Annotated in this window: 22 protein-coding genes and 1 pseudogene; 6 read left to right on the forward strand and 17 right to left on the reverse strand. The window is 40.5% G+C overall.

What is annotated here, in order from left to right; translation table 11 throughout:
- The first annotated feature begins 236 nt into the window (after window positions 1–236).
- The 3 genes from ACNKW3_RS12240 (at window position 237) to ACNKW3_RS12250 (ending at window position 5759) form a co-directional block, all read left to right on the forward strand.
- On the forward strand, window positions 237–1040 hold the full coding sequence (locus ACNKW3_RS12240; RefSeq protein WP_427399581.1) for a hypothetical protein: 804 nt from the start codon (window positions 237–239) through the stop codon (window positions 1038–1040).
- Window positions 1041–1318: 278 nt separating this feature from the next.
- Window positions 1319–3445 carry a toll/interleukin-1 receptor domain-containing protein gene (locus tag ACNKW3_RS12245; RefSeq protein ID WP_427399582.1) on the forward strand — a complete coding sequence of 709 codons (2127 nt, stop codon included), beginning with the start codon at window positions 1319–1321 and terminating at the stop codon, window positions 3443–3445.
- A gap of 187 nt (window positions 3446–3632) precedes the next feature.
- On the forward strand, window positions 3633–5759 hold the full coding sequence (locus ACNKW3_RS12250) for a toll/interleukin-1 receptor domain-containing protein (RefSeq protein WP_427399583.1): 2127 nt from the start codon (window positions 3633–3635) through the stop codon (window positions 5757–5759).
- Window positions 5760–5829: 70 nt separating this feature from the next.
- Here the strand turns inward: ACNKW3_RS12250 and ACNKW3_RS12255 are convergent, their stop codons facing one another.
- The 4 genes and pseudogenes from ACNKW3_RS12255 to ACNKW3_RS12270 all read right to left on the reverse strand — a co-directional run bounded on the left by ACNKW3_RS12255 (window position 5830) and on the right by ACNKW3_RS12270 (window position 8228).
- Window positions 5830–6672 carry a spondin domain-containing protein gene (locus ACNKW3_RS12255; protein ID WP_427399584.1) on the reverse strand — a complete coding sequence of 281 codons (843 nt, stop codon included), beginning with the start codon at window positions 6670–6672 and terminating at the stop codon, window positions 5830–5832.
- 15 nt (window positions 6673–6687) lie between these two features.
- Window positions 6688–7323: pseudogene (locus ACNKW3_RS12260) on the reverse strand (spondin domain-containing protein); the annotation flags it as partial.
- Between the two features lie 12 nt (window positions 7324–7335).
- A complete protein-coding gene (locus tag ACNKW3_RS12265) occupies window positions 7336–7530 on the reverse strand; it encodes a hypothetical protein (RefSeq protein ID WP_427399585.1) in 195 nt (64 codons plus the stop codon).
- A 218-nt stretch (window positions 7531–7748) separates the two neighbouring features.
- A complete protein-coding gene (locus ACNKW3_RS12270) occupies window positions 7749–8228 on the reverse strand; it encodes a DUF4920 domain-containing protein (protein WP_427399586.1) in 480 nt (159 codons plus the stop codon).
- A gap of 158 nt (window positions 8229–8386) precedes the next feature.
- On the opposite strand from ACNKW3_RS12270, the gene trhA reads away from it, so the two are divergent.
- On the forward strand, window positions 8387–9037 hold the full coding sequence (gene trhA, locus ACNKW3_RS12275) for a PAQR family membrane homeostasis protein TrhA (RefSeq protein ID WP_427399587.1): 651 nt from the start codon (window positions 8387–8389) through the stop codon (window positions 9035–9037).
- 4 nt (window positions 9038–9041) lie between these two features.
- On the opposite strand, the gene ACNKW3_RS12280 is transcribed toward trhA, so the two are convergent.
- Together ACNKW3_RS12280 and ACNKW3_RS12285 are read right to left on the reverse strand one after the other, a co-directional pair.
- Window positions 9042–11105, reverse strand: a complete 2064-nt coding sequence (locus ACNKW3_RS12280; RefSeq protein WP_427399588.1) for a prolyl oligopeptidase family serine peptidase — start codon at window positions 11103–11105, stop codon at window positions 9042–9044.
- A gap of 164 nt (window positions 11106–11269) precedes the next feature.
- Window positions 11270–11995 carry a CPBP family intramembrane glutamic endopeptidase gene (locus tag ACNKW3_RS12285; protein WP_427399589.1) on the reverse strand — a complete coding sequence of 242 codons (726 nt, stop codon included), beginning with the start codon at window positions 11993–11995 and terminating at the stop codon, window positions 11270–11272.
- A gap of 100 nt (window positions 11996–12095) precedes the next feature.
- On the opposite strand from ACNKW3_RS12285, the gene ACNKW3_RS12290 reads away from it, so the two are divergent.
- Window positions 12096–13004, forward strand: coding sequence for a LysR family transcriptional regulator (locus tag ACNKW3_RS12290; RefSeq protein ID WP_427399590.1), 909 nt, complete (start codon window positions 12096–12098; stop codon window positions 13002–13004).
- Between the two features lie 77 nt (window positions 13005–13081).
- Here ACNKW3_RS12290 and rpsQ read toward each other — a convergent pair whose 3' ends face one another.
- Genes rpsQ through rpsJ form a run of 11 tightly spaced genes read right to left on the reverse strand, consistent with a single transcriptional unit; the run spans window position 13082 to window position 18040 of the window.
- On the reverse strand, window positions 13082–13342 hold the full coding sequence (rpsQ, locus tag ACNKW3_RS12295; protein WP_427399591.1) for a 30S ribosomal protein S17: 261 nt from the start codon (window positions 13340–13342) through the stop codon (window positions 13082–13084).
- Window positions 13342–13551, reverse strand: coding sequence for a 50S ribosomal protein L29 (rpmC, locus tag ACNKW3_RS12300; protein WP_427399592.1), 210 nt, complete (start codon window positions 13549–13551; stop codon window positions 13342–13344). Before rpmC ends, rpsQ begins: the two co-directional genes overlap by 1 nt.
- The gene (gene rplP, locus ACNKW3_RS12305) at window positions 13551–13964 is read right to left on the reverse strand and encodes a 50S ribosomal protein L16 (RefSeq protein WP_427399593.1); all 414 of its coding nucleotides are present in this window, start codon (window positions 13962–13964) and stop codon (window positions 13551–13553) included. Before rplP ends, rpmC begins: the two co-directional genes overlap by 1 nt.
- Window positions 13965–13967: 3 nt before the next feature.
- Window positions 13968–14669 (reverse strand): 30S ribosomal protein S3, encoded by a 702-nt coding sequence (gene rpsC, locus ACNKW3_RS12310; RefSeq protein ID WP_427399594.1) that lies wholly within the window; start codon window positions 14667–14669, stop codon window positions 13968–13970.
- 9 nt (window positions 14670–14678) lie between these two features.
- The gene (rplV, locus tag ACNKW3_RS12315) at window positions 14679–15011 is read right to left on the reverse strand and encodes a 50S ribosomal protein L22 (RefSeq protein WP_427399595.1); all 333 of its coding nucleotides are present in this window, start codon (window positions 15009–15011) and stop codon (window positions 14679–14681) included.
- A gap of 10 nt (window positions 15012–15021) precedes the next feature.
- Entirely contained in the window at window positions 15022–15297 is a 276-nt protein-coding gene (rpsS, locus tag ACNKW3_RS12320) for a 30S ribosomal protein S19 (RefSeq protein ID WP_427399596.1), read from the reverse strand.
- A 15-nt stretch (window positions 15298–15312) separates the two neighbouring features.
- Window positions 15313–16137 carry a 50S ribosomal protein L2 gene (gene rplB / locus ACNKW3_RS12325; protein WP_427399597.1) on the reverse strand — a complete coding sequence of 275 codons (825 nt, stop codon included), beginning with the start codon at window positions 16135–16137 and terminating at the stop codon, window positions 15313–15315.
- 11 nt (window positions 16138–16148) lie between these two features.
- On the reverse strand, window positions 16149–16451 hold the full coding sequence (rplW, locus tag ACNKW3_RS12330) for a 50S ribosomal protein L23 (RefSeq protein ID WP_427399598.1): 303 nt from the start codon (window positions 16449–16451) through the stop codon (window positions 16149–16151).
- Window positions 16448–17053 carry a 50S ribosomal protein L4 gene (rplD, locus tag ACNKW3_RS12335; RefSeq protein ID WP_427399599.1) on the reverse strand — a complete coding sequence of 202 codons (606 nt, stop codon included), beginning with the start codon at window positions 17051–17053 and terminating at the stop codon, window positions 16448–16450. Before rplD ends, rplW begins: the two co-directional genes overlap by 4 nt.
- A gap of 17 nt (window positions 17054–17070) precedes the next feature.
- A complete protein-coding gene (gene rplC / locus ACNKW3_RS12340; protein ID WP_427399600.1) occupies window positions 17071–17709 on the reverse strand; it encodes a 50S ribosomal protein L3 in 639 nt (212 codons plus the stop codon).
- A 19-nt stretch (window positions 17710–17728) separates the two neighbouring features.
- A complete protein-coding gene (gene rpsJ / locus ACNKW3_RS12345) occupies window positions 17729–18040 on the reverse strand; it encodes a 30S ribosomal protein S10 (RefSeq protein ID WP_427399601.1) in 312 nt (103 codons plus the stop codon).
- Between the two features lie 441 nt (window positions 18041–18481).
- Here rpsJ and ACNKW3_RS12350 point away from each other — a divergent pair, with 441 nt between their 5' ends.
- Window positions 18482–18856: a hypothetical protein gene (locus ACNKW3_RS12350; RefSeq protein ID WP_427399602.1), complete on the forward strand. Its 375-nt coding sequence runs from the start codon at window positions 18482–18484 to the stop codon at window positions 18854–18856.
- Window positions 18857–18924: the final 68 nt, after the last annotated feature.

Raw genomic sequence — 18924 nt, forward strand, 5'->3', positions numbered from 1 at the left:
GTGCCAATATTGAAATATAATTTATATCATTGTTTTTATTATATATTTTTGATCTATCTTTCACTTTATTAAATTTTGAATAATTCGAAATTAAATTTTTTGTTCATTTTTTTATTCAAAATTCATTTGTATGTTCATTTTTTAATTTCAATTTTTACCGTTCAAAATTTTAGTCAGGAAAATTTATAAAATTTAAAAATTTGCCGATATAGTTGACTGAATTTAAGGGAGAAAGCATGCGTAATCCATTTACGGTGATATTGGTCATTCTATTAATTATTTCATTTACCTACTCTATCTTCGTTTTACACATAGATAGTGAAGACAATAATGCATTGATAATAAAAAATGACAGACAAACAGTAGTCGCAAAGGACTCAAATTCTGAACGTTCCAGTAAAATTCCACCTGCTTATATTCCCAAACCACAATTAAAACCTTCGATCAATAAACAACCAAAAGCCGTGACAGAAGAGCAAGGCCTGCCAATCGCAATAAGGTTAATGGGAATAAATGCACAAGAGCAAAAAGGCTTATTTGAATCCGGCGGCCAGCTTGACGAATATATTGTGGGCGATTCGATGTTTGGCTACGACATTGAATTCAATGCCCTAGATAAAGAAACAGCTACCCTTAGCTACCAAAATAAGTCGTTCATATTAACATTGAACGGCGATAATTTGCTCATTGAGGAAGATCAGCAAAGTTACGAGGAACTCCTTGCTATGTCGCCTTCAGAAATTGGCACTCGACCTAAAATCGTTGAGCACTTTGTGACCTTAACTGAGACCCCATACATTGCCGACGGTATGATAGTCTCCCCAGGCATTAATCCTGAACTGTTTAAACAAGCGGGTTTACAGCCTGATGATGTGTTGCAAACCATAAATGGTTTAAGTGTGACTGTGGAAGAAGATTTTAAAAAGATTCAACGCATGATGCGTAATTCAAATACCTTGGTACTAGTAGTGCAACGACGAGGCCGACAACTTACATTGTATTTAGATATACCTGGCGAAGAACTTAGTATAAGTTTGTAGCATATACTACTTTGCCCCTTATTTTGGTTTTAGTGGCCACAGCATACATTTAGGTGTAGGCGATTAAAATTAAACCACTATTCTACAAGAACGAAACTGATAATCTCTTTTCCAATTCTCAGCTATTATGCTTCTGTTGCTTTCAATATTGCTCATTGTTGTTTATCGTAGATATTCTCTAAGCGATAAATTCCATTCAAATAAAGGATTGAATTAAATTTGAATGAGATATTGTACTGATTGCCATTCAGTACAACCTTGACAAGGGAAGTTATACAATGAATGAAAACATTGACGTTTATGATGCATTTATAAGCCATGCTTCTGAGGATTCCGAACGTGCACTTGAAATTGTCGCTTCATTAGAGCAACAGGGATTAAAGTGTTGGATTGATAAGCGTGATATAAGAGCTGGAAAAAAATACGCTGAAGAGATTGTTAGAGGTGTTCGACAATCACGATGCGTAGTGGTCGTAATCTCCCGCCATTCAAATGCATCTGATAATGTGGCAGCTGAGGCTGAAGAAGCGAGAAAATCTGGAAAGCCTATTTTTCCAGTTAGAGTAGAAGATGTTCAACCTTCAGAAAAACTTACCTTTTATGTCTCAATCAATCAGTGGCTCGACCTTTGGAATGCAGATAAAGTTGGAAAGCTCGAGCAATTGGCAAAGTCTATTGTCGATCCTGAAGCACTCGCAAATTCAATTATCCCAAAACCCTCCAATCTTCTTCAGTATTTAAAAAACAACCGGCTTAGCTTACTAGGTTTTGCAATCTTGAGTATTACTATTGGTGTTGGTTTTTGGATGATTAAGGCTGATATAGGCGATTATGCCAATCCGTTTGGTGTTGAGTTACCAGAAAATATAGATCCAGAGGATTTTGAAAAAGAGAATATAACCGTTATTGCTTCCCCTTCCGTTAGCGAAATAACGGCTTTCGTTACTTTCACCGTTATGCCTGATCTCCATTCCATGGCTTACGTACAATTTATAGATGCCGAATATCAATTAAAGTTTAGCAGTGGATTGGAGATTAAACAGTTTAGTCCTCCTGGATTTTCTACCGCCGTAGATACTGGTTTTGATAATATTCCAGATTGGGTTAGTGTACAAATAACTTTAAGAAATGGTGTAGTTATTGGCCCCTTTACCTATGATTTAGGTGGCCTTTCTGAGGATATTTTGGCAAAGCGAAAAGATTTAATAGACAGGGAGAGAATGCGTGAGATAGACATGGAGAAAAAGCGCCTAGATGGTTATTTAGATAATATTAAAGATCGTTTTAGCGAAGGATACGTTGTTCTGTGCTATGAATATTTTGGTTCTTTCTCTCAGTGCAAGATTACAGCAAGTATGGAACTTCCTATCAACAAGACGTTTGAGTCGATAACTTTTTTTAGCGCAGATATAAATAAACCTATTAAATTGGATTTTAATCCAATTCGTAAAAGTCCAGATGTTTTAATTTTGGGATCTGAAGCATCAAATGAGCTGCGATTAATTTTGACGATCCCTTTAAAGGATCTTGCATATTCTGCAGTATTCAGTGATGGTGAGAAATCTGTAACACACCGAGCTGATGCTGACTATCGAGATTCCAATAAAAATTTGACATTCGAATTTGAGCCTTTAAGCGAACATGCGCCTAGGTTGTTCACTACCTCAGAACCATCAGGAGGTTACTACAAAGAGCGTAGCAAATGGTCTCTACTGCCTTTTGTCGATAGTGCGCAGGAAATATATTGGACCACATACGATGGAGGAAAAAACCTACTCGAGAAAGGTGAGATAGGACAATTTCAAGCTAAACGCATATCAGCCCCTGAACTAGGAGTTACCTATGATGGGGCGGATGGATCTATCCTACAACTATCAGTGATAGATAAAACAGGCGATGCTGAAACTTTTAAGTATAAAGCTAATTGGGCGGAGTGGATTCCATCGGCGGCAAGTGCTTCAATAAAATTCAGAAATAACTTTATCCAATGTAGAGTACACAAAATACATAATACGATAATTAGATTTACCATATGTGGTATGAATGTATCAGAACCATTTATGCGCGTATTTAATCGGGTTGAATGGGGCTTAACATCAAGCGATTTATCCCTTTACAAAGGCTATGATCTAGATGTTCAATTTAAAAATATGGAAACCGAGATTACCGAGTATTTTGAAAGGAAGAAAAAATCTGGTGAACTGGATGAATCAAGCATAGAAACTCAACAAGAGTATACACGGACGCATATCGAAACATTTAAAAAGCGATTAAAACTTATTAAAGCGAGCAGAGGAACACCAGAGTACTTAATTATGTTAAAAACACCTGAAGCAATTTTCTTTAAATTCTCCTTGGTAAATGGTGAACAATCACCTGTTCTACGAGCTGTTGTTAAAAAATAATATCCAGACGATAAAGCTTTAACTCTAAGAACGAGAATATTTCTGTTGCTTTCAATATTGCTCATTGTTGTTTATCGTAGACATTCTAGAAGCGATAAATTCCATTCACATAAAGGTTTAAATTAAATTTGAATGGGATACTGAACTGATTGCCATTCAGTACAACCTTAGCAAGGGAAGTTATACAATGAATGAAAACATTGACGTTTATGATGCATTTATAAGCCATGCTTCTGAGGATTCCGAACGTGCACTTGAAATTGTCGCTTCATTAGAGCAACAGGGATTAAAGTGTTGGATTGATAAGCGTGATATAAGAGCTGGAAAAAAATACGCTGAAGAGATTGTTAGAGGTGTTCGACAATCACGATGCGTAGTGGTCGTAATCTCCCGCCATTCAAATGCATCTGATAATGTGGCAGCTGAGGCTGAAGAAGCGAGAAAATCTGGAAAGCCTATTTTTCCAGTTAGAGTAGAAGATGTTCAACCTTCAGAAAAACTTACTTTTTATGTCTCAATCAATCAGTGGCTCGACCTTTGGAATGCAGATAAAGTAGGCAAACTCGAGCAATTGGCAAAGTCCATTGTCGATCCTGAAGCACTCGCAAATTCAATTATCCCAAAACCCTCCAATCTTTTTCAGTATTTAAAAAACAACCGGCTTAGCTTACTAGGTTTTGCAATCTTGATTATTACTATTGGCGTTGGTTTTTGGATGATTAAGGCTGATATAGGCGATTATGCCAATCCATTCGGCTTTGAGTTGCCAGAAAATGTAGAACCTGAGGATTTTGAAAAAGACGATATTATTATAATGACTTATCCTTCTGATGGCGGAGTTAGAGCCACTATTTCAATCGGCTTTGAGATCAATTTGAGCGCAGCTGCTGTAAATAAACTCTTCAACGCCCAATATGATTTAAATTTCAGTAATGGAGTAGACATAACCCAAACCAGTCACGGATTGGGATTAATTACAGGTATAGATACTCATCTCGATAACATCCCAGAATGGGTAAGTATACAGATATCGCTAAAAAATGGCGCTGTTATAGGCCCTTTTACTTATGATTTAAATGACCTTTATGCGCAAATTGAAACAAAGAGAGAGGAATCAATAGAAAGAGAAAGATTGCGTAAGATAGAAAAAGAAAAACAACAGTATAATGAATATTTCGAAGACACTAAAGAACACTTTGCCAAAGGTAGAGTTGTTCGATGTTCTGATTATTTTGGGACTCTTACTCACTGTAAACTAGCCGTTCATAGAAGATTGCTAATAAATGAGGTTTTTGATTCGGTTATTTTTTTTAACGTTAAAGAAAATAAGTCGATTCCAGTTGAATTTATGACAAATCAAAATAATCCAGATGTTTTAGTTTTAGAATCTGGTGAACCCGATAAATATCAAGTAATTTTGACTACTTCTTTAGATGGTCTTGAATATTCAGCAAAATTCAGCGATGGTGAGAAAATCACAAAACTCCCAGCAGATACTAATCATCGCCCCTCTAATATGAGTTTAACATTTGAATTTGAGTCCTTAACTAATGACGCACCAAGGCTATTCGCTACCTCGTATCCATCAGGGGGTTACTACAAAGAGCGTAGTAAGTGGCATTTACTACCATTTATCGATAATGCACAGGAGATTCATTGGACCATATTCGATGGCGGAAAAAACTCTTTTCAAAAACAGAGAACTGGAGAATACTTAAGTTACGGTATACCGTCCTCAGAACTAGGAATTACATATGACGGAAGTGATGGTCCTATCCTTCAACTATCAGTGATAGATGAAACAGGCGAAGCTGAAACTTTTAAATATAAAGCTAATTGGGCGGAGTGGATTCCATCAGCGGCAAGTGCTTCGATAAGAATCACAAAGGAATCAATCAATTGTTCAGATGAAGAAGTATCCGGTACAAAGCTCAGATATACTATTTGTAAAATCGACGTACCGGAACCATTTACCCGAATATTTACTCAGGTTGAATGGGGAGTAACACCAAACCATTTGGACTCGTTTGAAAAACATGACCTAGAAGTCGAATATCAAAATTTGGAAGCGCGAATTAATGAGTATTTTGATAGCAAGGAAGTATTGGAACAGTTAAATGAGCGATACATTAAGAACTATCAAAAGTTTGCCAAGTCGCATCTAGAGAAATTAAAAAGTGACGTGAAACAAAGTACTGCAATCGACGAAACTACGGAGTACTTAATTATTCAAGACGCACCTGAAGCAGTCTTCTTTAAATTTTCTCTGGTTAATGGTGAACAATCACCTGTTTTAAGAGTATTCGTTAAATAGGAATGGTCTGCTGAAAATTGTAGCGGAGGTCTAATACAAGCCCCTCCACTACGCCTCCCTAACTTTTTCTTTAGCGACTTCTAGTAATCACTACTTTTGCGGTAGGATTATCAAACCTGTCACTATGATTCAAAACGGATGTCATTAGACCTTCACTGCTTGGGTCCATTGAATTTTCACTAGTAACCACGCCAGCGTGTATGCGTACTGCATCTATTAAATCGTCACGTTGAGCGTCGAAGCCAGCTGCTGCACCACCACCGCCAGCAGCTGTCGCTGCAGGTCCAGGCATGGTATCAGCCGTTTCGGTATTGGCTTCTGTACCAGCATCCCAAGTCACCATGGTAAAGCTTACAGAATCTCCAGGCTGCATGTCGCTGATATCAAATCCAGCGACACCAGTGAAGGCATCATTTGTATCCACTAGCATGGAGGCAACTGTGATGCGCAAATTGTCCGTATCAAGTGTCGGCACTATCAAGGTCAATACTTGACTCTGGTTTCCCGGCATTAATACACCTGCGGTTGTTGCAGCATCTAAATATTGAATGGCTTCGACAGCTTCATCAACTAACATGGATGGATCACCGCCTTCAGCCAACATTTCAACCCCCGTGCTAGCAGCTTGTCCAGGTACAAAGGCATAAAAACCAGGTTCATGAGCAATTGCTGCCACAGGTGCGAATGGTTGACCTGCGGTTAGGTTAGTAACCACCAAATTATAGGTAGCAACCCCAGTGGTTGGCCCTTGTGGTCCTTGAGGACCTTCAGGGCCGGCTGGCCCCTCGGGACCAGCGGGACCTTCTGGACCTGTTGGTCCTGCTGGTCCTATATCACCATCGTCACCAGCACAGGCGGCTAATAACGTAACAAAAGTACCTAAGATGAGCGTCTTAAAAATTGAATTTTTCATCAGGTTCTCCTTAACTTAGGACGCAGGCACTACGATTGTGACTTTAGCAACTGGGTTTAACCATCTGTGTACAGTTGAATCGAGATCACTTGCGCCTGCCGTTGCGGATGTATCACCTAAGGTATTTGGATGAATATGTATGGCACCATCGGTACCATCAACAACTTCTGTTGCAACCGCTAAGTCAGAACCATCAACGTCCTTACCTACTTTAACGGCTACGCCCTCACCGCCAGTTCCCATTGAAGGTGCGATTGGTGGTGCACCAGCACCAGCTACACCTGGCGCTCCGAAACCACCTAAAGGTGTTCCACCAACGCCAGTAATATCGGTACGGGTCATATTTAATTCATCGTTAAGTTCAGAACCAGCATCATAGGCATTTAAATAATAGTGATAAGTACCGGGTTCTGTAGGAATCATAATACTGTCTAAACCTACAAAAGCGTCATTACTCGGTATTATCATGGTTAAAAGTGAAAGATAAGGCTTGTCCATTGTGTCAAAGGAGTAAGTAAGGGTCGTGGAAGGTTCAACTAAGCCGCCAAATTTCATCCAAGTGTTGCTACCATTATCAGTAGCGGCAGAGCCTAGCATTGCTTCGAAATTTTGACCTGAAGAATCAGCATTATCTGCGTCGTCTATAACACCAGCTTCTGCTAACTAGGTAAGTGCCATAGATGCATCTTCACCTACCTCGAATAGGTCTGCATCTGCAGTATGTGCGACAACGAGTCTAGGCGTAAAAAAGACACCTTGAGTTAGATTAGTAATACCTACTTCGACTTCTACCGCTTGTGCCATAAAAGACGAACCTAAGGTAACGGCAGCAATTGCCGACAATGTTTTGAGTTTCATATAAAAGATTCCTTGAGTTGTGTGTTGATTGTCATCAAGGAAAAGTCTGCTAAATAGTTATCACGAAACTATCACGGGAAAGTCACATTTTAATGATTATTTTGTTCAATTTTTTAAACGAATGCAGGAAAACGGCTTGTAAGGAATAGCAGAAGTAGTAAAAGCTCGCCCGAATGGGACTCAGGCGAGTTTGTACAAGGGGTGTTAGAGTATGTTTATTAAACCCGTGGAATTTTTACTGAGGTAGCTACAAACTCGTATTGTTTACCTGCTAAGAAAGTTGTGCTTTGATCACGTAAATCTTGATTAAAATGCTCGGCTTTTTCTTTAGATAATTCTTTTTCAACGAGTTTTCCCATCATAGTCACTGTTTTTCCACTACTGTCTGTAGGAATGAAAAAACCATAATCTTGAAATGAAACTCGAATGACTTGATCCCCTGCTTGGGCAATAAAAAAGCAGCCTTTTTTCTGGCAAACTTTATTAATTTTAGTTTCTACTTTGATAGTTTCGCCTACTGCTACATCATTTGATGCAATAGCGGCTTCTAGTGATATTGTTTCTTTTGAAGCATCTAGTTCTGCGCCAAAAGTTTCACTGGTTTCGTCACTAGCAACTGGCTCAGATAATCTGATGGGTTCATTGGCAACCACTGAGGTTGTCAGGGTTAAGATAAATGCTAAAGCAAGTGCCTTCATAAGTTTCTTCCGTAAATTGTCCCGAAAAGCCATATTATGCTTAAATTTTTTGAATTGCTAGCTTACCTAGGTACTAGGTAACAAATGTTTCATTTGATTCCTAGGATTTTCAGTGTACACTTGTACGCTGAAAGTAACTAATTAAAGATAGACTAATCATGTTACCGATTAAACCTCCAAGCATGCAATCCGGCGAATACTCTGTACTTGAGGAAATCCTTAATGCTGTTTCTCACGCTATTGGGTTTGTGCTTGCCATTGTGGGGTCCATTGCACTTATTGTTAAAGCAGAAGGACTTTCCGATTTAGTGGTCACTTCTATTTACGGTGCAAGTCTAGCTTTTATGTTTTTGTCTTCGTCTATCTATCATGCTCTAAAACATCCCAAATACAAAAGCTATTTGAGAAAAATCGATCACACTGCCATTTACCTATTAATAGCAGGTTCATACACGCCTTTTCTTGTGTACACGGTAGACGGAACTTTAGGTACTGTAGGTTTGATTGTGATTTGGATCGTGGGCTTAACTGGCGTTGGTTTTAAGTTAATCGCAGGGCCTAAATACCCCAAAATAAGTATAACAACTTACGCCATTATGGGCTGGTTAGCTTTATTTTTGATTTACCCAATTTATCAATCGCTATCGGGTGTAGGCTTTACTCTATTGTTAACAGGTGGGATTTGCTATAGCGCAGGGATCCCACTGTATTTAATGAAAAGTCGACATTATTCACATGCCCTATGGCATTTAGCTGTACTCGCTGGTGCGTCCTGTCATTTCTTCGCGATTTATTATCACGTAATCTAAATCCTTAGTCTTTTTTCTTTTGGGTATTGTAACGATCGAACCAGCTCACAATGCTACCCACTTTTTGGATTAAGTGACTCGGTCTTGCAGCTATGCCGTGAGATGCTCCAGGCACTCTTACCATTACCGCAGGCACTTTTTGTAATCTAAGCGCATTATAATATTGTTCAGTTTCACTTATGGGGGTGCGGTAATCAGCGTCACCGGTTAATAGCATAGTTGGCGTTTTCACATTACCCACCAATGAAATAGGGCTATGTTTCCAAAGGTGTTCAGTTTGTTCCCAAGGTAGTCCAGGCATCCAATATTGTGTAAAGAAAGGATATGCATCAGCAGTTAACGCAAAGCTGAACCAATTAATAACGGGCTTGGCGACTACAGCTGCATTAAATCGATTGGTTTTACCGATACTCCATGCGGTAAGTACACCGCCACCTGAGCCGCCGGTGATGAACAAGTTGTCTTTATCAATGTTGCCGGCATTTATCGCAACATCCACCACATCCATCAGGTCGTTGTAATCTTCTGAGGGATAATTGTGGTGAATGGTATTGCCGAATTCCTCACCGTATGAAGAGCTACCTCTTGGGTTAGACCATACAACTGCGTAACCTTTGGCGGCCATTAACTGAATTTCCATAGAAAAGGTATTGCCGTAAGCCGCATGGGGACCACCGTGAATTTCTAGGATTAAAGGGTATTGTTCCGTAGAGTCCTCGGTATAGCCAGGAGGATACGCAATCCAAGCATCAATATTTCTTTCATCTACTGTACTTTTTACCGTTAGAGATTTAATAACGGCAGTTTGTTTATGTGCAAATACATCACTGTTCAAATCGGTCAAGGTTTTACGCTTGCGCCCATCAATTAATACCAAGTCTCCTGGTGCATTATTATTGTTGCTAACAAACACAATAGCGCCGTCGCCAGACAAGGCAAATTGGCCGCTAGTGTAAGGACGACCCAAGGATTGGCCTCCTAGTGAAGCATCAATTTGAGTGATCTTGCCTCGCATTGAGACTTTCGCCAATTTAGTTTCACCAGCATCGAGATAACTAAATACAATGTCATCGCCGTTGTATTGTACATCTTGAATTGAACGATCAAGATCAGGGGTGAGCGACTTAGCTTCATCTGGTGAATCCAAATCTATATACATTAACTGGCTATTTTGATAAGCAAGTTTGCGATCGTTTAACCAGTCAAATAGCAGCCCCTCACCATCTTCAGTTAAAATTGGCGCAGACTCAGGTCCTGCAAAACTTGTGACTTCCTTCACTTCACCTGTATCTACATTTACGGTGTAAATATTTGATTGATTTAAGTTCAATTCCCAATCTTCATCACGCTGAACGCTCAGATAAATCAAAGGTTTTTTCGGATGCCAAGCTAGTGCACCGTTGTGATGGAAGTTACCTTCAGTTAGTTGTCTTGGCGTGCCGCTAGTGGCAGGCACTATGTACAGTTGGTTAAAACCATCTTTAACGTAGCCCTGTCCGTCTCTACGATAAACGGTTTTATCGACGACCTGTGCGGTTCCCGCCCAAGTTGCGCCTTTTGGCGCTGCAGGCATCTCAGTAAAAATAGCTTGTGACTTAACCGGCGTAAACATGCTAAAAGCGATGGCAGAACCATCAGGAGACCAAGTGATACTGCTAGGCGATTCTGATCCTGTCGTCAGTTTAGTCACACTCCCAGTGTCTAAATAAAGGGTGTAAATTTGTGCCCCCATATTGTCATTAGCGACGAAAGCAATGCGATCACCATTTGGAGATAGTACCGGATTCCTTGGACTTGAGTAACTTGGTGAGTCATTAAGCAAAGGAACATGTCGGCCTGAATTTATGTCAATTTTCCACAGGGATGTTGAAGGCGCATCTCGCATTTTATCCATGCTATTGCGCTGATAGACAACGCTTTTGCCATCTTTTAAAAAGATAGGATTTGCAGCTGTTTCAAGGTCAAAAATATCGGCATAATCCAGTACATTCTGGGAACTTTGTTCAGCATGGACTTGAACGCTGGACATAAACAACAGGGAGCATAGAACCAAGGGACGAAACGTCATGGCATTTCCTTTTTTTATTAGTATGTAATTTGAAGATAAAAGAGAGCGACATAGCGCAATAAGCTATTTATAGCGGAAATCCTTGAAAAGATCATTATATGTGCAAAGTAATTCAAAAATGTAGGTAAGTTAATAGGTGATGATTTGTAAATATTTCCAGCTAATTACTGGAAATATCTCTCTGTTGGATTAGGCTGACTATTGTTCAAGATATATCCTACAAGACCGCCATACACATCTATTACTGTATGCAAAAGGATTATCACCCATAGGGATTCAGTGATGATAAAAATGCCCCCTAGAATAAGACCGATACATCCTGTACGAACCACGTTTTTCCAACCTTGATAAAAGTGGCAAAGTCCAAATATTGCACTGCTTAATAATAAGCTCGGGATCAATCCAATATGACTATCCAATACTCCTATCATAAAGCCTCGAAAAAGGAGTTCTTCGCAAATCCCTGCCGATGTAGAAAGACCTCCAATAAACCATTGTAATTCGGTCCTATTGCTAGGTAACATCCAGTCATGATTGTCAGAAACTACCTCGCGAAAGGCTTCACGTTCCACAGGATTTGTCGCTACTATATAAACCGAATATCCAAAGTAGATACATGTAACACAAGTAAATACTAGTCCAAGCCAATTTTTTATATCACCCTGCCAATAGAGTCCTAAATCTGAAAGTCTTAATACATCTATAAAAATCAAATAAATTAACAATGCTGTAGGTAACCACATAAAAAGCATTGCGCTTTTATAGGCCTGAATTTTTGTTTTCCTGCCAGATATTACCGCAAGTTTTTCTTTGTCAGATTCCCAAAGACTATAAATCACCATAGCAATTATGGTGATAAATAATATCCACTCACCAAGTTGAATCTCCATATAGGTTCCCTTAAACAAATTATTCGGGTAATCCTATCGACTAGCTGTTATTAAATATATATATTAGTTTTTTATAATTACTAAACTATTTGTTTATACGATGTTTAACCCTAACGACTTAAGAATCTTTTGCAAGGTTGCTGAAATAGGCAATATGTCAAGAGTTGCCGAATCTGAAGCTAAAACAGTTATGGCAATTAGTAAGCAAATTGGACGCTTAGAATCTAGCTTAAACAGGGCACTTTTTATTCGTACTAGACGACATTTAGAGCTCACCGATTTTGGACAGGCATTTAAATATAAAGTAGAGCTTTTACTAGAACAGTATCAAGACTTGATGGGCTGGACTCAAAACCAAGAAGATCGAGTTACCGGTGAGCTGCGTGTGGTTTGTCAATCGAATGAAGTTATCAAAGATACATTAGTCCCATGGTTGGCAGACTTTACCTCTATGTATCCTGATTTGAACATCGTTATGGATGTGCGCGAAGGCATAATTGATATTTTGCAAGATGACTTCGATATATTTTGGGCTGTGGGAGACTATTTAGGTCAGCGTTTTCCTGGGTTAAAACGCAAGTCGTTATGGGCGTTTGAAAACGGTTTATTTGCATCGCATGACTACTTAACAAAAATGGGAATGCCCTTATCACCAGACGATTTGGAGAAGCATACAGTTATTGGCTATCTACACAACCAACCCAGTAACGTTTTGATCACCCGAGGAGAAGATGGCAATCCACATTATGTAATGCCTAATTGCCAAATCAAGACAGTTGCCGGTTTACTAGAACTTGCAGAATCAGGTTTGGGGGTAATTAACGCGCCAGCTAACACATCAACTATGCAAGATCTCATACGACAAAATAGGCTGGAGCCCATTTTGGAAAACTACTGGTGGAAAGAAGCCGAGGTATACGTTTATTATCATCCTTCGCGACCAACCCAAGCTAAAATACGGGCATTTCTTGATTTTTTCGTTGATAAACGTGAACAATGGAAACTGTAAAGATTCAACTCACTGCAAACAACAAAAAAGCCTGCATTAGCAGGCTTTTTTAGTAAAGATATGTGTGAAAAATTAGCTTAGATGATAGCCGCTTTTTCTACAACACTCACTAATTTCCAAGTTTTGTTCTTAGAAATTGGACGACATTCAGTAATAGTTACTGTATCGCCAATGTTGCATACATTTTCTTCGTCGTGTGCGTGTACTTTAGTAGAACGCTTAATGAACTTACCGTAGATTGGGTGTTTAACGAAACGTTCAACAACTACAGTAATAGTTTTGTCCATTTTGTTACTAGATACACGGCCTTGAACGGTACGAATTTTTTGTTCGCTCATTATTTATCGCCTCCAGCAGCTGCTTTAGACTTTTCAGTTAAAAGCGTTTTAACACGTGCGATGCTACGACGTACTGTTTTAAGCTGGTCAGTTTTTTCAAGCTGACCTGTAGAATGTTGCATGCGAAGATTGAATTGCTCACGAAGCAAGTTCAAAAGTTCTGCGTTTAACTCTTCTACACTTTTTTCTCTTAGATCTGTCGCATTCATTACATCACCGTCCGAGTTACAAAAGTGGTTTTAAACGGCAATTTAGCCGCAGCCAATTCAAATGCTTCTCGTGCTAAAGACTCAGGTACACCTTCCATTTCGTATAAAACACGACCTGGCTGAATTTGGCATACCCAGTATTCAACGTTACCCTTACCTTTACCTTGACGAACCTCAAGAGGCTTCTCAGTAATTGGCTTATCAGGGAATACACGAATCCAGATTTTACCTTGACGTTTAACGTGACGCGTCATTGCTCGACGTGCCGCTTCGATTTGGCGCGCTGTCATACGACCACGGCCAACTGCTTTAAGACCGAAAGTACCGAAACTTACTTTGCCACCGGCAATAGCAAGACCACGGTTACGACCTTTATGCATTTTACGAAATTTCATGCGTTTTGGTTGTAACATGATTTAGCCCTCTCGCTTAGCGCCGCGGCCTTTCTTCTTAGGCTGTGGAGCTGGTTGCTCCTGAGTAAGTGGTAAACCACCTAATACTTCGCCTTTGAAAATCCAGACTTTAACGCCAATGATACCGTAAGTAGTCAGTGCTTCTGAGGTAGCGTAATCAATATCAGCACGGAAAGTGTGTAGTGGTACACGACCTTCACGATACCATTCGCCACGAGCAATCTCGGCACCGCCAAGACGACCGCTTACTTCTACTTTGATACCCAATGCACCAAGACGCATTGCATTTTGTACCGCGCGCTTCATTGCACGACGGAACATAACACGACGCTCTAACTGACTCGAAATGCTGTCAGCTACTAGTTGTGCATCCAGTTCAGGCTTACGAACTTCAGCAATGTTCACTTGTGCAGGAACGCCTGCAAGCTTAGTGATGTGGTTGCGAAGTTTCTCTACGTCTTCACCTTTCTTACCGATAACAACACCAGGGCGAGCAGTGTGAATAGTCACACGAATGCTTTTCGCTGGGCGCTCGATAACGATTTTAGATAGAGACGCGTTTTTAAGCTCTTTAGTCAAATACTTACGTACTTGATGATCGCTATATAAATTGTCGGCATATTCTGCTGTATTAGCGTACCAGGTTGAATTCCATGGCTTACTGATACCCAGGCGTATACCGGTAGGATGAACCTTCTGTCCCATTATCTACTCCTAGTTATCCGCTACAACCACAGTAATGTGACTGCTACGCTTAAAAATACGGTCAGCACGGCCTTTGGCACGTGGCTTGATACGCTTCATAGTCGGGCCTTCGTCAACGAAGATTTTTGCAACAGTCAACTCATCGATGTCTGCGCCTTCGTTGTTTTCCGCATTAGCGATCGCTGATTCAAGAACTTTCTTGATTAGTGATGCGCTTTTCTTCGGGCTGTAGGTCAAAAGCTCAAGAGCTTTTTCTACATGCAATCCACGAATTTGATCTGCAACTAAGCGTGCTTTTTGAGCCGACGTACGAGCAAAACGGTGTTTAGCTAAAGCTTCCATTTATATCTCCTTAACGTTTGGCTTTCTTATCCGCGACATGGCCACGGTAAGTACGCGTAGGCGCAAATTCGCCCAATTTATGGCCTACCATCTCGTCACTGACAAATACAGGAACGTGTTGACGACCGTTATGGACCGCAATGGTTAACCCAATCATATCTGGGATAATCATCGAACGACGAGACCAAGTTTTAATTGGCTTCTTGTCGTTCGCTTCCACTGCAGCCTCTACCTTCTTCAGCAAGTGTAGGTCAATAAAAGGACCCTTCTTGAGAGAACGTGGCATGGTGAATCCTCGCTTTTACTTGTTACGACGACGTACGATAAGTTTATCAGTACGCTTGTTGCTTCGGGTTTTCTTACCTTTAGTAGGAACACCCCAAGGAGTTACTGGGTGACGGCCACCAGATGTACGACCTTCACCACCACCGTGTGGGTGATCTACCGGGTTCATGGCAACACCACGAACTGTCGGACGGATACCTCTCCAACGGGTTGCACCCGCTTTACCGAGTGAACGAAGCATGTGCTCAGCATTACCAACTTCACCGATAGTTGCTCGGCAGTCAGCTAATACTTTACGTACTTCACCTGAACGTAAACGAAGAGTAACGTAAGTACCTTCACGTGCAAGGATCTGAGCGTATGCACCAGCAGAACGTGCAATTTGTGCACCTTTGCCAGGCTTCATTTCGATAGCGTGTACAGTTGTACCAACAGGCATGTTACGCATAGGCATAGCATTACCCGCTTTAATTGGTGCATTTGATCCAGATTGTACTGCATCGCCAGCTTGAGCACCTTTAGGCGCTAAGATGTAACGACGCTCACCATCTGCATAAAGCACTAATGCAATGTTTGCAGAACGGTTTGGATCATATTCTAAACGCTCAATTTTAGCCGGAATACCGTCTTTATTACGTTTAAAATCGATAACACGATAGTGATGCTTATGACCACCACCAATATGGCGAACAGTAATTCGACCATTGTTGTTACGACCACCGTTTTTGCTGTTTTTATCTAGCAAAGGTGCATAAGGAGCGCCTTTGTGTAAGTCAGGATTAACAACCTGAATTACATGACGACGTCCAGCAGAGGTGGGTTTAGCTTTCATTAATGGCATGTCTAATCCCCTTACTCAGCAGCCGCACCGACGAAGTCGATGTCTTGACCTTCTTTCAACATAACATAAGCTTTTTTAAAGTCGTTACGTTTACCAGTTCTTAGGCCATGGCGTTTTACTTTACCTTTGCAGTTAACAGTACGAACAGCTTCAACTTCAACTTCAAACAATTTCTCAACTGCTGCTTTGATTTCCGCTTTGTTCGCGTCTTTAACTACTTTAAATACAAATGTATTTGCACTTTCAGCAGCCAAAGTTGATTTCTCTGACACGTGAGGTGCTAATAGCACTTTTAATAAACGTTGTTCGTTCATGCTAATGACTCCTCAAGTTGCTTAACTGCATCAGCTGTCATAAGCACTTTCTCGAAAGCGATAAGGCTTACTGGGTCGATGCCTTGAACATCACGAACGTCAACTTTGTACAAGTTACGCGCTGATAAGAACAAGTTCTCATCTACTTCACTTGTTACGATTAACACGTCGTTCAATTCTAATTCGTTAAGTTTTGTTAGAAGCTCTTTAGTTTTTGGTGCTTCAACACCGAACTTCTCAACAACGATTAAACGTTCTTGACGTACCAATTCAGACAAGATGCTTTTGATCGCACCACGGTACATCTTTTTATTTACTTTTTGCTCGAAGCTACGAGGCTTAGCAGCGAATGCACGGCCACCGCCAACCCAAATTGGGCTACGGATAGTACCAGCACGAGCACGGCCAGTACCTTTTTGACGCCATGGCTTCTTACCACCACCACGAACTTCTGAACGCGTTTTCTGCGCTTTAGTACCTTGACGAGCACCTGCACCGTAAGCAACAACTACTTGGTGAACCAATGCTTCGTTAAACTCACGTCCAAAAGTGGCGTCTGATACTTCAAGAGCGCTGTTAGCGTCTTTTAATGTTAATTCCATCAGTACACTCCCAAACGTTATGCTTTAACCGCTGGCTTGACGATAACGTCACTGCCAGTTGCGCCAGGTACAGCACCTTTAATTAATAAAAGGTTGTTTTCTGCATCAACACGTACTAGTTCTAAAGACTGAGTAGTCACGCGCTTGTTACCAAGCTGACCAGCCATTTTCTTGCCTTTAAATACTTTACCTGGAGATTGGTTTTGACCAATTGAACCAGGAGCACGGTGAGACAAAGAGTTACCGTGAGTCATACGCTGAGAACTGAAGTTCCAACGCTTGATAGCACCGGCAAAACCTTTACCTTTAGAGGTACCTGCTACGTCTACTTTTTTGGTGTCATTGAAGATTTCAACAGTGATTTCACTGCCCACTTCGATGTCGGCACCTTCGCCGTCAACTAAGCGGAACTCCCAAAGACCACGGCCAGCTTCAACGCCAGCTTTTGCAAAGTGACCTGCTGCCGCTTTATTAACGCGGTTGGCTTTTTTATCGCCAGTAGTCACTTGAAGTGCACGGTAACCGTCAACTTCATCAGTACGTAACTGAGTAACGCGGTTTGGGGTTGCTTCGATAACAGTCACAGGGATAGAAACACCATCTTCAGTGAAGATACGTGTCATGCCCACTTTACGACCGATAAGACCAATCGACATTGTTATTACCCTCTTCTTCTTAGCCTAGGCTGATTTGAACATCAACGCCGGCAGCCAAGTCCAATCTCATCAAAGCGTCAACTGTCTTATCAGTTGGTTCAATGATATCTACTAAACGCTTGTGCGTACGTATTTCGTATTGATCACGTGCGTCTTTGTTTACGTGTGGAGAAACCAACACAGTGTAACGCTCTTTGCGTGTAGGAAGTGGAATTGGACCACTAACTTGTGCACCAGTGCGCTTAGCTGTATCTACGATCTCCGCCGTAGACTGATCGATCAACTTGTGATCAAACGCTTTAAGACGAATACGAATTCTTTGATTAGCCATCGATTAAGCTCCAATCGAAAGAACAAAAAAATTCATCTCTTCGCTCCCTTCTTTCGTAGGAGGAAAAGATGTGCGTAAACCGATAACTCCCTATTGGAGTTCTGTTCTAAGTGTTAATGCTGTTAATTTAATAACTGCTAGTTAATTAAAGAAGTGATAACACTCGTAGACCTAATTAACTAACCACTAACTAATGCCTTGCTGACGTTTCTTATTGAGTTGCCCCTCAGACAGTGGGCGCGAATTATACAGGCATTGGTCACTGTGTCAACACAATAACCAGATTATTTTGCTTGGATAGCCTTTATTCTTTGTTGGGTGCGCTTAAAATAGTAACTGGACATAAAAATTGATTGTTGTTTTTAGATATTGCTGTCGATATATTGCTTAGTCTGCACCCCACATAGACTTAGCCTAAACTGAAATGGACTTGTGGTAATAATGAGAATAGTAAAATTCAACTCGCATTACATAAATGAACAACCTATCACTCTGACGATGCGAGGACGGAGTGATTATTTCATTGCTTATCCTGATGAAATAGCCGACCGGTTGGAGCAAACCAAGTCAAAAGCGAGATTTGTTTCCTATGGGATTGCCGGATTACCCAAGGCAACAACGGGTTATTTATTGTGTAATCAGGCCGCTAACGAAAATCAGTTTGTAAAAGAAGCTAACAAGGTGATAGTTGAAAATCTATATGCAGGTGAAACCGAACGCCTATATAAAAAGTATTTTAGTTCTGAATTGGCATCTGAAATTACGACATTCTATAAGTCGATTGTTGGCAAAGAAGATATCTCTGTGAATCAATAAAAACTGCATTTCTAAACCTCTAACATACTAGCGCGTGTTTATCTCAGATAAAATTTGATTAGCAAGTC

Origin of the sequence: Glaciecola sp. 1036 (genome assembly GCF_050306235.1) — a bacterium.
Classification (GTDB): domain Bacteria; phylum Pseudomonadota; class Gammaproteobacteria; order Enterobacterales; family Alteromonadaceae; genus Glaciecola.

Bases quoted from the DNA above. Each gene is read 5' to 3' on its own strand.
- rplB (WP_427399597.1), bottom strand. From the start codon at position 16,137: ATGCCATTAATGAAAGCTAAACCCACCTCTGCTGGACGTCGTCATGTA.
- rpmC (WP_427399592.1), bottom strand. From the start codon at position 13,551: ATGAATGCGACAGATCTAAGAGAAAAAAGTGTAGAAGAGTTAAACGCA.
- ACNKW3_RS12245 (WP_427399582.1), top strand. From the start codon at position 1,319: ATGAATGAAAACATTGACGTTTATGATGCATTTATAAGCCATGCTTCT.
- ACNKW3_RS12285 (WP_427399589.1), bottom strand. From the start codon at position 11,995: ATGGAGATTCAACTTGGTGAGTGGATATTATTTATCACCATAATTGCT.
- ACNKW3_RS12270 (WP_427399586.1), bottom strand. From the start codon at position 8,228: ATGAAGGCACTTGCTTTAGCATTTATCTTAACCCTGACAACCTCAGTG.
- rplV (WP_427399595.1), bottom strand. From the start codon at position 15,011: ATGGAAGCTTTAGCTAAACACCGTTTTGCTCGTACGTCGGCTCAAAAA.
- ACNKW3_RS12265 (WP_427399585.1), bottom strand. From the start codon at position 7,530: ATGAAACTCAAAACATTGTCGGCAATTGCTGCCGTTACCTTAGGTTCG.
- rpsC (WP_427399594.1), bottom strand. From the start codon at position 14,669: ATGGGACAGAAGGTTCATCCTACCGGTATACGCCTGGGTATCAGTAAG.
- ACNKW3_RS12240 (WP_427399581.1), top strand. From the start codon at position 237: ATGCGTAATCCATTTACGGTGATATTGGTCATTCTATTAATTATTTCA.
- ACNKW3_RS12350 (WP_427399602.1), top strand. From the start codon at position 18,482: ATGAGAATAGTAAAATTCAACTCGCATTACATAAATGAACAACCTATC.
- rplW (WP_427399598.1), bottom strand. From the start codon at position 16,451: ATGAACGAACAACGTTTATTAAAAGTGCTATTAGCACCTCACGTGTCA.
- rpsQ (WP_427399591.1), bottom strand. From the start codon at position 13,342: ATGAGCGAACAAAAAATTCGTACCGTTCAAGGCCGTGTATCTAGTAAC.
- trhA (WP_427399587.1), top strand. From the start codon at position 8,387: ATGTTACCGATTAAACCTCCAAGCATGCAATCCGGCGAATACTCTGTA.
- rpsS (WP_427399596.1), bottom strand. From the start codon at position 15,297: ATGCCACGTTCTCTCAAGAAGGGTCCTTTTATTGACCTACACTTGCTG.
- rplD (WP_427399599.1), bottom strand. From the start codon at position 17,053: ATGGAATTAACATTAAAAGACGCTAACAGCGCTCTTGAAGTATCAGAC.
- ACNKW3_RS12250 (WP_427399583.1), top strand. From the start codon at position 3,633: ATGAATGAAAACATTGACGTTTATGATGCATTTATAAGCCATGCTTCT.
- rplC (WP_427399600.1), bottom strand. From the start codon at position 17,709: ATGTCGATTGGTCTTATCGGTCGTAAAGTGGGCATGACACGTATCTTC.
- ACNKW3_RS12255 (WP_427399584.1), bottom strand. From the start codon at position 6,672: ATGAAAAATTCAATTTTTAAGACGCTCATCTTAGGTACTTTTGTTACG.
- ACNKW3_RS12290 (WP_427399590.1), top strand. From the start codon at position 12,096: ATGTTTAACCCTAACGACTTAAGAATCTTTTGCAAGGTTGCTGAAATA.
- rpsJ (WP_427399601.1), bottom strand. From the start codon at position 18,040: ATGGCTAATCAAAGAATTCGTATTCGTCTTAAAGCGTTTGATCACAAG.
- rplP (WP_427399593.1), bottom strand. From the start codon at position 13,964: ATGTTACAACCAAAACGCATGAAATTTCGTAAAATGCATAAAGGTCGT.
- ACNKW3_RS12280 (WP_427399588.1), bottom strand. From the start codon at position 11,105: ATGACGTTTCGTCCCTTGGTTCTATGCTCCCTGTTGTTTATGTCCAGC.